Annotated in this window: 12 protein-coding genes; 7 read left to right on the forward strand and 5 right to left on the reverse strand. The window is 74.5% G+C overall.

Annotated features, from left to right (window positions below):
* The first annotated feature begins 5 nt into the window (after window positions 1-5).
* From A2CP1_RS15190 to A2CP1_RS15205, 4 genes are all read left to right on the forward strand, one after another.
* A complete protein-coding gene (locus A2CP1_RS15190; RefSeq protein WP_012634078.1) occupies window positions 6-320 on the forward strand; it encodes a hypothetical protein in 315 nt (104 codons plus the stop codon).
* A 4-nt stretch (window positions 321-324) separates the two neighbouring features.
* Complete coding sequence (locus A2CP1_RS23610) at window positions 325-1,632, forward strand: pilus assembly protein TadG-related protein (RefSeq protein ID WP_280959878.1); 1,308 nt, start codon at window positions 325-327, stop codon at window positions 1,630-1,632.
* Window positions 1,633-1,664: 32 nt separating this feature from the next.
* Window positions 1,665-2,282, forward strand: coding sequence for a methyltransferase family protein (locus A2CP1_RS15200; RefSeq protein ID WP_012634080.1), 618 nt, complete (start codon window positions 1,665-1,667; stop codon window positions 2,280-2,282).
* A 94-nt stretch (window positions 2,283-2,376) separates the two neighbouring features.
* On the forward strand, window positions 2,377-3,528 hold the full coding sequence (locus A2CP1_RS15205; protein ID WP_012634081.1) for an acyltransferase family protein: 1,152 nt from the start codon (window positions 2,377-2,379) through the stop codon (window positions 3,526-3,528).
* Between the two features lie 35 nt (window positions 3,529-3,563).
* Here A2CP1_RS15205 and A2CP1_RS15210 read toward each other — a convergent pair whose 3' ends face one another.
* Window positions 3,564-3,791 (reverse strand): DUF6132 family protein, encoded by a 228-nt coding sequence (locus tag A2CP1_RS15210; RefSeq protein ID WP_012634082.1) that lies wholly within the window; start codon window positions 3,789-3,791, stop codon window positions 3,564-3,566.
* A 224-nt stretch (window positions 3,792-4,015) separates the two neighbouring features.
* Here A2CP1_RS15210 and A2CP1_RS15215 point away from each other — a divergent pair, with 224 nt between their 5' ends.
* Together A2CP1_RS15215 and A2CP1_RS15220 are read left to right on the forward strand one after the other, a co-directional pair.
* Window positions 4,016-5,200 (forward strand): hypothetical protein, encoded by a 1,185-nt coding sequence (locus A2CP1_RS15215; RefSeq protein WP_012634083.1) that lies wholly within the window; start codon window positions 4,016-4,018, stop codon window positions 5,198-5,200.
* Window positions 5,190-7,949 carry a hypothetical protein gene (locus A2CP1_RS15220; protein WP_012634084.1) on the forward strand — a complete coding sequence of 920 codons (2,760 nt, stop codon included), beginning with the start codon at window positions 5,190-5,192 and terminating at the stop codon, window positions 7,947-7,949. The genes A2CP1_RS15215 and A2CP1_RS15220 overlap by 11 nt, the downstream gene beginning before the upstream one ends.
* 170 nt (window positions 7,950-8,119) lie before the next feature.
* Here the strand turns inward: A2CP1_RS15220 and A2CP1_RS15225 are convergent, their stop codons facing one another.
* Entirely contained in the window at window positions 8,120-8,575 is a 456-nt protein-coding gene (locus A2CP1_RS15225; RefSeq protein WP_012634085.1) for a hypothetical protein, read from the reverse strand.
* A gap of 200 nt (window positions 8,576-8,775) precedes the next feature.
* On the opposite strand from A2CP1_RS15225, the gene A2CP1_RS15230 reads away from it, so the two are divergent.
* A complete protein-coding gene (locus tag A2CP1_RS15230; protein WP_012526926.1) occupies window positions 8,776-9,591 on the forward strand; it encodes a 3'-5' exonuclease in 816 nt (271 codons plus the stop codon).
* A gap of 86 nt (window positions 9,592-9,677) precedes the next feature.
* On the opposite strand, the gene A2CP1_RS23950 is transcribed toward A2CP1_RS15230, so the two are convergent.
* The 3 genes from A2CP1_RS23950 to A2CP1_RS15245 all read right to left on the reverse strand — a co-directional run bounded on the left by A2CP1_RS23950 (window position 9,678) and on the right by A2CP1_RS15245 (window position 13,116).
* A complete protein-coding gene (locus A2CP1_RS23950) occupies window positions 9,678-9,809 on the reverse strand; it encodes a hypothetical protein (RefSeq protein ID WP_012634086.1) in 132 nt (43 codons plus the stop codon).
* A gap of 106 nt (window positions 9,810-9,915) precedes the next feature.
* Window positions 9,916-11,019, reverse strand: a complete 1,104-nt coding sequence (locus A2CP1_RS15240) for a DNA topoisomerase IV subunit A (protein WP_012634087.1) — start codon at window positions 11,017-11,019, stop codon at window positions 9,916-9,918.
* Window positions 11,020-11,022: 3 nt separating this feature from the next.
* Window positions 11,023-13,116 (reverse strand): DNA topoisomerase VI subunit B, encoded by a 2,094-nt coding sequence (locus tag A2CP1_RS15245; protein WP_012634088.1) that lies wholly within the window; start codon window positions 13,114-13,116, stop codon window positions 11,023-11,025.
* Window positions 13,117-13,217 lie beyond the last annotated feature (101 nt).

Here is a 13,217-nt window from a genome sequence, read left to right on the forward strand (position 1 = left end):
ACAGCATGAACCGGATCATTGCCGTAGCGTTCGTCGTGCTCACCGTCGCGGGCTGTGGATGGCGCAAGCAGCACCTGACCCGCGGTCACGGGCTCTCGTACGATGCCGCGTTCGACGCGCAGCGCGAGCGGCGCGACAGGGCGCCGGCCGAGGCCGCGATCGGGCTCGATGCCCAGGAAGCGGCGATCATCTCCGAGAGTTACCGCAGCGGGCTCGCGCCCAAGGAGGGCGGCGAGCGTACCCGCGAGCCGATCATCCTGATGTCCCCCGCGACCCAGGAGCGGCGGTACACACCGCCCCCGTCCGTCCCGAAGGAGTAGCGCCGTGAGTGCTCGTTCACGTCGTGGGGCGGGCGCGCGTGGGGATCGAGGCGCGACCGCCGTCCTGGTCGCGATCTGTCTGGTCATGCTGTGCGCCTTCCTCGCGCTCGCGCTCAACGTGGGTCACCTGTTCTCGGTCCGAGGCGAGCTCCAGAACGCCTCGGACGCCGGTGCGCTGGCAGGGGCCATCGAGCTCGACGGCAGGACTGCGAAGTTCGGCGCAGCCCGCGCCGTCGCTGCGAGCTATGCGGCCGAGCACTTCACAGACAGCGGCACCGGCGTCGTGGCCGAAAGCGTGGAGCTCGGGCAGTGGGCCACGCCCAGCGAGGCGCCCTCCTGCGACCAGCGTGGTGATGCAAGCCCCGACGGGCACCGATTCTGCTTCGTGGACGACGCGGCGTTCGCGTCAGGGCTGCGCGTCAACGCGGTCCGGGTGGTGACCGCGCGCACCGGCGCGGCCGGCAGTGCCGGCGGCGGCGGGGTCGAGCTGTTCGCGGGCGGCATCATCGCGCCGAACGATGCGGATGGGCGGTCCACCGTGCGGGCGGCGGCCGTCGCGGTGTCCGGCGGACCGTGCGACCAGGGTTGCCCCACCCTGCCCATCGTCCTCCGGGCAGGGTGCCTCCGCCAGGCCGGCGGGCTCCGCTGCAATCCGCCTGCGACGTACTTCGTCGGGCTGAACCCGGCGCCCCGCGACTCCGCTGGTCTCACCGGCCTCGATCAGGGAACGGCCACCAGCCCGCCACCTCCCACGAACAGCCCGGCCGTATGCGACGTCGTGACGAGACCTCCCGGCTGCTCGGCGAACCTCAGCACAGGCGTGCCGATCTCGACCAGCAACGGGAACAACTGGACCTCGAACTGCACCGCCGGCTGCACGTACAAGAAGCCGGCGGACCCGACCGCGAATGGATGGGAACAGACGAAGAACGCGACCATCTGCGAGGCCCTCCGCTCGAAGATCGACCGGGACTGCGACGGCCAGATCGACGCGACCCCGGTGATCGCGCAGGTCCCCGTGGTCGTCTACCCGGGCGAGGACGAGGACTCCTGCCCCGAGAACGCGCAGTACAACGGCACCGCGATCGTGGTCGGCTTCGCGACCATCCAGCTGGTGAGCGCGCGGTGCGACAAAGACTCGCCGTCCTCGAGCGTGTCGGCGCTCTGCGACGCGAAGATGGCGGACGCGAGCTACTCGGCCGACATGTGCATGGCCTTCCAGTTCCTGTGCGAACAGCGCGACGACGAGGTCGCGAACGTTGGTTGCGGCTGGTTCGGGACTTCCCCGCTGCAGCCGGTGCTGGTGCGCTGATGGGGGCGGGCGACGCACCATAGGGAGGACACTTGCGACAGGCCGTTTCGATCCCGGGGCTCCTCGAAGCTGGCGCGAATCTCGGTCTGACAACCCTGTACGCCACATTCGCGTTTCTACACACCCGCGCGTTCCTCGCCGCCCCGCGCGTGAGCCTTCTCGCCATCGTCGCGTTCGAAGCGGCATGGGCCGCAATGTTCCTGGCGCGACGGTCGGCGCTTGCCGTCTCTCGCGATCCGGTGTCCTGGGCCGCCATGCTCGCCGGCACCTTCGGCCCCCTGCTGTTCCGGCCGGTACCCGGCGCTCACGACGTGCCACTCGCGCAGGCGGTGCAGCTCTCCGCCATGGCGTTCGCGTTCTATGGCCTCGCCTCGCTCAACCGGAGCATCGGGCTGCTCCCCGCGAACCGCGGTATCCGCAGCGCGGGCGCGTACCGCGTCGTGCGTCACCCGCTGTACGCCGCCTATGCGATCGCGAACGCCGGCTACGTCGTGAGCAATTGGTCGGTCGTGAACGCTGCGGTCTGGGTCGTGGCGGTCGCGGCCCAGCTCGTGCGCATCCGCCAGGAGGAGATCCTCCTGCTCCGCGATCCTGACTACCAGGCGTACGCCCGCTCGACCCGCTGGCGCTTGCTCCCGTTCGTCTACTGAGACCGGCCCTTCCCGTTCGGAAGGCCCGCGCGTTCCCCCGCGCCTCCCGGGGCGCCCCGTACCCTTCCCCTCGCCCCGCCCGCATGTTGCTGGGGTGCCGTCCGCTCGCGACGACCGCCTGGCGCCGCTCACCGGCATCCGCTTCGCGGCCGCGCTCGGGATCCTGCTCTTCCACTACGGTGGCCCGCTGGTCGCGAGCGCCCCGGCGTGGGTGCGCACGCTGCAGACCGGCGGCCACGCCTGGGTGAGCCTGTTCTACGTGCTGTCCGGGTTCGTCCTCGCCTGGGCCAACCCGCACCCGATGGACCGCGCCGAGCGGCGCGCGTTCCTCACGGCGCGGCTCGCGCGGCTCTACCCGGCCTACCTGCTCGCGTTCGCGCTCTCGGCGCCGTTCGCCCTGTCGCGCTGGTCGGGTGACGGCGCGGGCGGGCTGGCGAAGGCGGCCGTGGTGGCAGGCGCCTCCCTGCTGCTGGTGCACGCGTGGCTCCCTCCCATCTCGCGGCTGTGGAACGCGCCGGGCTGGTCCACCTCGGCGATCGCGACGTTCTACGCGCTCTTCCCGTTCGCGACCGCGCGCCTCGCCCGGCTCTCGCGGCGCGGGCTCGCGGCGGCGCTCTGCGCCGCATGGGCGGCGTCCCTCGCGCTCCCGCTCGCGTACCTCGCGCTGCGCCCGGACGGCCCGGGCGCGGAGCTGCTGCGGCACGAGCCGCGCTGGCTCGAGGCGCTGAAGTTCCACCCGGTGGCGCGCCTGGGGGAGTTCCTGGCCGGCGTGGCGCTGGGGCTGCTGCTCCGCCGCGGCGCCGCGCTGCCGCGCCGCCTGGCCGCCCCGGCCGCGGCGCTCGCGCTCGCAGCGGCCGTCGCGGCGCTGGGCTGGGGCGGCTTCCCGTACGTGCTCGTGCACAACGGGCTGCTCGTGCCGCTCTGGGCGCTGCTCGTCGCGGGGCTCGCGGGGGTGGCTGCGTCGGGCGGCGCGCTGGGGCGCGCGCTGTCGGCGCGGCCGCTCCAGGCGCTCGGGGAGGCGAGCTTCGCGCTCTACGCGCTGCAGGACCCGCTGTGGCGCTGGGCGGAGCTGCTGCTGCGCACGCCGGGGACGCCGGCGTCGCCTGCGTTCGTGCTCGGGTTCTCGGCGGTCGCGGTCGCCATCTCGCTGGGCGTGTCGCGCTGGCTCGAGCGGCCCGCACGTCGCGCGCTGCGGGCGGCCCTGGGCCCGGCGCCGTTCGCCGCCGCGCGCCCGCCCGCGCCGTAGCGCCGGGTGCGGGTCCGGAGGCCGCGGCTCCCGGATCAGGAGGCCGGCTGCTCCGGCTGCCCGCCCGGCTTCCGCGGCCCGGGGAGCCCGACGATCGCGCCGGTGAAGCCGAAGAACCCCGCGGCGGTCCACACGTTGCCGGTCAGCGGGCAGGTGCCGGTGCGGCAGCCGATGAAGTGCGCGTAGGCCGCGCCGAGGACGGCGCCCACCGCCGCGCCAGCGAGGGTGCGCCAGTGCGCGCGGAGCCGGGGAGGGATGTTCACGTTGCCTGCCTCGTGGTGCTGCGGGGTCCGGGGCCGCCGCACCGCGCGGCCCCGTCCGGTGAGAGCCCGCGCGGACGCGGAGGATTCCAGGGTCGACATCGCCGTGTACCGCCCGCGCTGGACACACCGGCGCCCCCGCGCGGCGGCGCCCCGCGCTCCTGCCCCCGGGTGATTTACCTTCCACCGGTCTCCCTGCTTTGCTGCCGCTCCTGGGGGGAGCACGCGTGCGCATCGTCTCGGGCTGGCCGATCGTCGCGCTCGCGCTCGCGGCCTCCGGCGTGCGGGCGCAGGAGCAGGCGCCGGTGCGGGAGCCGGGCGCCGAGGCTGGCGCCGCGCCGCTCGAGCTCGAGCTGTCGTTCGAGCCACGGGAGGCGCGCCCAGGTGACGAGGTGCTGCTCACGGCGCGCCTGCGTGGCACCGACGGGCGCGGCCGCGACGCGGCGGTCACCGTCGAGGTGGACGCCGGCGATGCGAAGGGCCCGCTCCGCGTCTCGCAGGGCGTCTACACCTGCCGCATCACCGCCCCGACCACGCTGGGCACGCGCACCTCCATGGTGGTGGTCGCGACCGCCGCGGGCGCCGCCGCATCCGCCGCCCTCCCGCTCCGACCCGGGCCGGCCCGCGCCATCGCGCTGGACGTCCCCGAGGGCCTCGGCGCCGACGGCGGGCGGCATCCGATCTGGATCGCGGTGACCGACGCGCACGGCAACCCGGTGGCGGACGAGCCGCGGCTCGCCGCGGCCCGCGGCGGGATCGGGGAGCCGGTGCCGCTCGGCGCGGGCCGCTGGCTGGCCGAGTACCGGGCACCGCGCAGCGCCTGGGCCGGCGAGGACGTCCTGCGCGCGTCGGCGGGCCCGGCCTCGGTCTCCCGCCCGCTGCCGCTGCGCGCGGTCCCGGCGGTGCTCACCGTGTCGCCTCGGGCGGGCGTCATCCTGGGCGGCGGCGGGCCGGCGCTGGCGCTCGGGGCGGACGCGGCGGCGTGGCGCGGGGCAGGCCGGCTCGAGCTCGGCGTCGTCGCCGCGGTCGCCTGGTGGGGGATCCGGGAGGACGGCGTCGCATGGGCGCCGCGCGCCGGGCTCGACCTTCGCGTGGACCGCACCACGATCCCGCTCACCGTGTCGCTGGCGGCGCGCGCCGGGCTCGGCGCGCGCGGGACGGCCACGCTGGCGCTGGGCGGCGGCGCGGCGCGCGTGTCGAGCCGCACGCGGGTGGCGGACCAGCCCGAGCTCGGCGAGGCCGCCTGGACGCCCGCGGCATCGGCCGCCCTGGAGCTCGCGTTCCGCACGCGGATCGGCGCGCCGTTCGCCGAGGTGCGCGGGTACTGGCTCGGCGATCCGGGGCTCGACACGGTGCGCGGCGCGGGCTGGCCGGTGCTGCTGTCGGCGGGGGTGCGCCTCGATGCGTACTAGGCTCCTCGTCGTCGCCGCGCTCGCGGCGCTCTCGTGCTCGAGCGGGCCGGACGGCGAGTCGCCCCGGCCCGCCTCGGTCGAGCCCGCCTCCGCGCCCTCGGCCCTGGCCACCCGCGTCACCATCCGCGGCGACGGCTTCCTGGCGCGTCCCTCCACCAGGCTGTCCGGCGGCGGCGCGGCGGTGGACGTGCGGCACCGCGCCTGGCTCGGCGACGTGGAGCTGGAGCAGGTCACCTGGGTGGACGTCCACACGCTGCAGGCGACCGTGCCCGCCGGCCTCGCGCCGGGCTCGAGGCGCCTGGTGGTGGAGAACGCGCTCGGCCGGCAGGGCGCGCTCGAGGACGCGTTCGAGGTCGTCGGCGCGGATCCGGCCGCGCTCGCGCTCACGGCCGCCATCGCCGTGGAGCCCGCCACGGTCAACGTGGGCCAGGCAATCTCTGTGACGCTCACGGTGCTGAACGGCGGCCACGCCACCGCCGACCTGACCTCCGTCGTCCCCGCTCACGGCGGGACGGCCACCGCGACCTGCGGCTCCGTCACGCCGGCTCCGGAACCGCTCGCGGCCGGTGCGTCCGCCACCTTCCGGTGGACCTGCACCGCCAGCACGCCGGGCACGATGTCCCTGAGCGCCACCGTCGGCGGCACCGACGCCACGACCGGAGAGCCCGTGTCCGCCACCGCCGCGTCGCCCGCCTCCGTGCTGGTCCAGACCCCCGCCGCGCTCGACGTCGGGCTCGCGGTGGACGGCAATCCGGCCGAGGCGCTCATCGGCCAGTCGCTCGCGATGTCGCTCACGGTCCGGGACACGGGGCAGGCCGGCGCCACGGTGACGCGCGTCGAGCCGACCGCCACGCCCGCCGCCGCGGTCGCGTGCGGTGCGCCCACGCCCTCGCCGCCGCAGCTCGTCGCCGGGCTGGGCGCCCGCACCTTCACCTGGACCTGCACGCCGCTCGCGGCCGTGGACGTGGCGCTCGGCGCGAGCGTCGCCGGGACGGACGCGAACAGCGGCGCGGCGCTGCAGGCGTCGCCCCCCAGCGCCAGCCTGCACGTGCTGCGGCCGGCCGCGCTGACCGCGACGCTCTCGGTGGACCGCACCATCGCGAACGTCGCCCAGCCGGTGCACGTCACGTTCACGCTCTTCAACGGCGGCACCGCCGCCGCCGACGTCACCTCGGTCGTGGCCACGCGAGACCCGGCCGCCACGTCGACCTGCACCGCGCCGGCGCCGGGCCCGGGACGCCTCGCGGCGGGTGCGTCCGCCACCTTCACCTGGACGTGCAGCGCGAGCGCCGCCGGCCCGCTGATCCTGGGCGGCGCCGCGAGCGGCACGGACGCGGTGTCCGGTGGAGTCGTCGGCGCGACCGCCTCGCCTGCCGAGGTGCTGGTCCAGGTGCCGGCGGCGCTCACCGCCGCCATCGCCGCCGAGCCGACCCGGACGACCGCCGGCCAGCCCACGGCGTTCACGCTCGAGGTCTCGAACCCCGGCGGCGCGGCGGCCGAGGTGACCTCGATCGCGCCGACCGCACCGGCCTCGGCGGTGTGCGGCGCGGTCGCGCCGGCGACCCCGTTGACCGTCCCGGGCGGCGGCCGCGCCACGTTCCAGTGGTCCTGCACGCCCACCGACGCGGGATCCGCCCTCCTCGGCGCCACGGCCGACGCCACCGACGTGAACACCGGCGCCCGGATCCGAGCCACCGCGAGCACCACCGTGGCCGTGGATGCGGGCGGCGTGCCCACGGTCGCCGGGTTCACCGCCTCGCCGCTGGTGGCGAGCCCCGGCCAGCCCTTCGGCGTCACGCTCACGATCGCGAACGTGTCCGCCGTCACCGCGCAGGTCACCGGGATCGTGGCCTCCATGACCGGCGCGACGCCGGGGAGCTGCACCGCGCCGGCCCCAAGCCTGCCTCGGCCGATCCCCGCCGGCGCGAATCAGGCGTTCACCTGGACCTGCACCGCCGGAGAGGTCGGCGCCTACGCCCTCGAGGCGGCGGTGACCTCCACGCCCGCGCTCGACGCGCAGCCCGCCCCGGCGCCGGTCACGGTCCAGACGCCAGGCCACCTCGCGCCCGCGACGGTGCAGGCGAGCCGCTCGCAGATCAGCGTGGGCCAGGCCATCCCGGTGAGCCTGCTGCTCGTCAACGACGGCCAGGGCACCGCCAGCGTCACCGCGTTCCAGACGAGCGCGTCGCGCACCTCCGACACCGGCGGGGCCACCTGCACCGCCGCCGCGCCGGCGCCCCCGCAGCGCATCACCGGCGGAGGGAGCCTGACGTTCGGCTGGACCTGCACCGGCACGGCCGCAGGGACCGTCGCGCTCGCGGCCGCCGTGACGGCCGAGGACTCCGGCAGCGGCGCCGACGCGAGCCCCGCCGTCACCGGAGCCGCCGTGACGGTGCAGACGGCGCCTCGGCTCACCGCGACGCTCACGCCAGCGTCGCCCAGCGTCCCCGTGAACACGCCCGTGGACCTCACGCTCGTGCTCGCGAACGCGGGCGAGGCGAGCGCGCGGATCACCGCGGTGACGCCGAGCGCCACGCCCGCGGGGCTCGCGACCTGCACGTCGGTGGCGCCGCCGGTCCCGGTGGAGCTGCCGGGAGGCGGCGGCGGCGCGTCGTTCACGTGGACCTGCACGCCGTCGCAGGCGCGGAGCTACACGCTCGGCGCGACCGTCACGGCCGCGGACGTGAACGGGGGCCCGGCGCCTGCCGTCAGCGTGCGCACGGTGACGGTGAGCGCGACCGCCCCCTGAGAGCACGTGAGCCCATCCCCTCCCGTCGCCGCGGCGGCCGATCCGCGTCGCATCGCGTCGTTGCTCCTCCCTCACATGCCGACGGGCATGCTCGGTCGTCGCGCCTCGCGCTGCTCGCGGCTCGACCGCCTGGCTCGGTCCGGGGATGGATTCACGCGCTCCGAGCGCCGCTACTCCAGGTGCTCCGCCGGCACCTCGGGCGGGTCGCGCTCCTCACGATCGACCACCACCGAGATCGCCGGCGCCCGCTCCTCGAGCCGCTTCGCGATCCGCTCGAGCCCGCGCGCCAGGTTCTGCACCGGCCCGCGGCTGCCGGTGGCGAGCCGGCTCACCGCCTCGCCCGGCATGTCCGCCACGCGCCGCATCGCGCTGGCGCGCAGGTTCTCGGCGCGCGCCCGGAGCACGTCCATGTGGCGCCGCACGCCGCGCGCCGACCAGTCCTCGCGCGAGAGCCGCTCCAGCGCGAGGTCGAGGTCGTGCAGCGCGTCGTTGCCCGCCCCGAGCGCGCGCAGCAGCCGCCCGCGCGCCTCGCTCTCGAGCGCGTCGATCCGCCCCTGGACCGCGGCGATGGGATTGCGCCGGACGTCTGCCCCTCCGTTCACCTTCCGTGCAGTGGACGCCTTCATGACCGCACCTCCTCCGCGGGCCCGGACCGCCCGTCCCGCGCCGGTGTGAAAAGGGATTTCCGCGCCATCCGGAGCGTAGACCCTGAGTTCCCTGACGCGGTGCATCCAGGAGGGGCCGCCGCCGAGGGGGCCCCTCTCCCGCCCTGGTACGTCCAGGGTGACACGCGCGCGCTGTCAGACCCGGCTGCGACAGTCGTCCCGTGCGGCGCTTCGTGACCCTGGACCTCGAGACCGTGCCCGACGAGGCGCTGGTCTCGGCCGTGGACGGGGAGCCCTCCCGCCCCTACCCGGAGCAGCTCCGCCGCGTCCTCGCGGAGCGCCGGGCGCGAACGGGCGGTCGCAGCGACTTCCTCCCCCTGCCGTACCACCGGCCGGTGGCGGCGTGCCTGCTCGAGGCGGAGGAGGACGGCGGCATCGTCCGGGTCACCGACGCGGTCGCCTGGACCGACCGGCGCGGGCCCGAGGCCGCGTTTCTCGAGACCATGTGGCAGCGGCTGGAAGGGGCGTCGCTCGTGACCTTCCACGGCAAGGGGTTCGACCTCCCGGTGCTGGAGCTGCGCTCGCTGAAGCACGCCATCCCCACCCCGGCCTGGTTCGGGGCCGCCCGCGGCACCGGCGGGACCGAGCACCTCGACGTGAAGGAGCTGCTGGCGGGCCAGGCCACCGCGGCCCCGCTCGACCTGTACGCGAAGCTGGTGGGGCTGCCGGGCAAGGAGGACGTGGCCGGCGCCGACGTGCAGGCGCTGTACGCCGAGGGCGCCCTCGACCGGATCGCCGGCTACTGCATGACCGACGTGGTGCAGACGTTCCTGCTGTTCCTGCGCGTCCGGCTGGTCGAGGGATCGCTCACGCCGGACGGCTACGCGGAGAGCGCGGCGCTCGCGCGCGAGGCGCTGCCGCGGCTGTTCGCGCGGCGGCTCCGCCCCGGCGAGCGGACCGCGCTGGACGGCTTCCTCGATCGCTGCGCGCCGTTCTTCGAGGGCCGCGAGCCGGCGCTGCGGGCGCAGGCGCTGTAGCGCGTCGGCCCCGGAACGGCGCGGCCCGGCCGCTCGCGCAGCCGGGCCGTCGAAGGCCTCGCAGGATGGAGGGGCGCCGCGCGGGGCTACCGCGGCGACCGCTTCGCGCGGCGCTTGCGCTTGACGCTGAGCACGCGCTTGCGCGTCGCCTGGGCGCGCTTGGTCTTCGAGCGGTTCGAGATCTTCCGCTTCGAGCGGTTCCCGAGCTTGGCGGGCATGTGATTCTCCTTGGTGTCCGTCGTGAAAGGCGGCGGAGTCTCGCCGCTCCGGGGGTGTTCGGTCAAGCCCGCCCGCCGGCCCCGGGCCGGGAGGGCGGCGCCGGCGCTACTCCAGCCAGTCGCGATCGCGCAGCTTCCTCGGCAGGTACTCCTCGGTGACGAAGCTGATCCCGCGGCGCGACAGCGCCTCGAGCTCGTACTTCTCGCCGGAGCGGACCATCTCCTGGATCTCGCGCTGCCACTTCGGATCCTTGAACCAGGGGTAGGCGAGCATCTGCTTCGCGCGCGCATCGTCCTGGTCGTTCATGCGGATCGACACGTTGCCGGGCAGCTTGAACTTGGCCTTGTCGAAGGAGGACAGCCCGATGAAGCGCGCCTTCGGCACCGCCATGCGCATCGACTCGTAGGCCAGGTTGATCGAGCCCTGCTTCAGCACCGAGTAGATGTAGAAGCCCCAGGGGTCGTTGTCCACGAGCACGTACACCGGCAGTCCGAGCTCGGAGTGGAGCCGCTGCACGATGCGGCGCACGCCGCGCGGCGGCTGGCCCAGGCCGGTGACGATGATGCACTTCTCGCGCGCCCAGAACTTGTCCTCGTTGAAGCGCTTCCAGACGGCGTCCTTCTCGATGAGCAGGACGTACTTCGCCTCGCTCTTGCCGAACTGGACGACGTGCTCCTCCACGATGGACGGCACCGACCAGCCGCCCGAGCCCATGCGGCGCAGGTCGATGGCGTCGCCCGCGTCGCGGATGGAGAGCGGGCCCACCATCGAGCCGCGGCCGCTCGCGAACAGGTGCAGCTCCTCGCGGAGCGCGTCGATCGCGACCTCCAGGTCCTCGATGATCGGGTCGGACTCCTCCTGCTCCTCGAACGTGTTCTGCCGCGTCTCGCCGAGCGCGTGCTTCGTCATGTAGTACAGGTCGCGGATGCTCGTCGTCTTGCCGGCGTCGATGAGCTCCTTGCACGCGTCCGAGACCAGGAACGTCTGCATGAACTTCTTCGCCATGGAGACGTTGAAGAAGTAGCGCCGCTGCTTCTGGTCCTTCAGCTCGATGAGCCGCTTGCGCGGGTTGAACTGCACGTTCGCGAGCGAGCGGACCGGGATCTCGAGGAACGGGTTCTTGCCGCCCTTCACCGAGCGCAGCACCGTCTCGGCGAGCTTCTCGATCTTCTGGACGGTCTTCTTGTCGGTGGCGTCGAGCCTGGCCATGGCCTACCCCTGCTCCTCTTCCTCGGCCCTGCGCGGCCGCCGCGTGATCTTCCTCGACTGCTCCTCCAGCGCGGCGTCGTCGAGCCCGTCGCCGGCGCCCTCCTGCTCGGTCACCTGATCGGCGAGCCGCAGGAACTCGCGCTTGATGGGATCGGGGCTGCGCTTCACGATCTTGCCGATCGCCTGCGCCACCTCCTGGATGTACAGCTCGAACAGGCTGCGCCGCTGCGCCTGGTAGTCGGCGTGCTTGCGCTTGCGGATGTGCGCCGCGAGCTTGCGGCCGCACTCCTGGGCCGCGAGCTGGATCTCGCGCGTGATCTCCGGGTAGTGGGCCACCGCCTCCTTCGCCTCGCTGGTGAACGGCACCCACACCGAGGCGATGTGCACGAGCAGCGCCATGGGCCCGACCGGCAGCGAGCCGCGCGGCTGGCTGAGCAGGTAGTTGCGCCAGTCGGTCTTGACGATGGCCTCGGTCATCCCGCACGCGCCGCGCTGGAACAGCAGCGGCACGCGGTTCGCGAAGCGGAACAGCTCGATGGGCTTGTCTGCCGGCCAGCTCCCGCCGTACGCGAGCCCCACCTCCACCTGGAACGGGTTGCCGCGGTACACCTTGGGCGGCCGGGTCACCGTCGCGATGAAGTAGTTGTGGCCCTTGATCTTCTCGACGCCCTCCTCCGGCGGCGCGTCCGGCACCTCGGGCGCCTCGGCCTTGGCCGCCTTGCCCTTCCTGGTGGCCTTCTTCTTCCGGGCCGCGTCGAGGTCGAGCTGCTCCTCCTCCTCCGGCCCCTCGGTCTCGATCACGTTCAGGAAGGACACGAGGCCCTTGCGCATGAGCGTGTCGCCGATGGGCGAGAGGATCTGCGTCGGCGGCGCCATGATCTTGGTGGCGCCGATGGCCTGGTGGAGCTTGCGCGCGACCTCGCGGTCGGCGGCGACGTCGCGGGGGCGCACCCGGGCCTTGAAGCCGGCCTTCTTCACGATCTCGTCGGCGACCGTCGAGGAGACGCGCGAGAACGCGGCCTGCAGGAACCCGCGCACGTCGTGGCTCTTCGAGTCCGCCGCCATCCGCATCAGCGCGCCCAGCTCCACGCCGTGCGGGTGCGGCTTGATCTCCTGCGCCTCCTTGGGCAGCTCGTCGGTGGCGCGCGGGAAGGAGAGCGGCGGCTGCCGCGGGCGCAGGTAGTGGAAGGCGGCGTGCGGGTTGGAGAGCGCGGTGTGCTCCACGTAGCGGTTCACGAACCGCTGCCCCTGCTGCCAGTTCGCGACGATCTCCAGCTCCACGCGCGTGCCGTGCTCGTGCCAGTCGTCGAGCTGCCGCTCCGCCGTGACCACCGGATTGTTCTTGCGGGTGTCGATCTGGATCTCGAGCCCGAACGCCGGCTTGCCCTTGCCGGTCCGCGAGATCATCCGGATCGGCTGGCCGGTGGTGAGCTGGCCGTACATGGCGGCCGCGCTGATGCCGATGCCCTGCTGGCCGCGGCTCTGCTTCAGGCGGTGGAACTTCGAGCCGTAGAGGAGCTTGCCGAAGATCTTCGGCGCCTGCGCCTTCACGATGCCCGGGCCGTTGTCCTCCACCACCACCACGAAGCGTCCCTCGCCCTTCGTCAGCTCGCCCTCGCCCTGCTCGTTCAGCCCGAGGTCGCGGACCTCGATGGTGATCTCGGGGAGGATGCCCGCCTCCTCGCAGGCGTCGAGCGAGTTGTCCACCGCCTCCTTGATGGTGGTGAGCAGCGCCTTCGAGGCGTTGTCGAAGCCGAGCAGGTGCCGGTTCTTGGTGAAGAACTCGGAGATGGAGATCTCGCGCTGCTGCTGCGCCATCTGCTCGGCGGTGGCGCGGCGCTTCGGCGAGCGCGCCGCCGGCGCCGCCTCGGGCTCGGCCTCGGGCGCGGGCGGCAGGAGCTCCGGCTCCTCGACCGGCGCGGGGCGCGCCCGCCCGGCGGGCTTGCGCGCCGGCGCCCGGGGGGGAGGCGTCGCGGCGCCCTTCGACCGGCGCGGGGCCGGTCCCCCGACCACCGCCAGCTCGAGCTGGTCGCGCTCCCGGTCCCGCCCCGTGGCCTTCCCCTTCGCCCTCACCGCCGCCGCCTTCCGAGCCGCCATATGGACGCGCTGACCTCGCAACCCCGCGATATCGCCTGCCTCGCCCCAATAGCACGGCGGGGGATCCCGCGCGAGATCGCGGCGCCGCGTGCGCGCGAGCG

The organism is Anaeromyxobacter dehalogenans 2CP-1, from assembly GCF_000022145.1.
In the GTDB taxonomy this organism is placed as follows: Bacteria; Myxococcota; Myxococcia; order Myxococcales; family Anaeromyxobacteraceae; genus Anaeromyxobacter; species Anaeromyxobacter dehalogenans.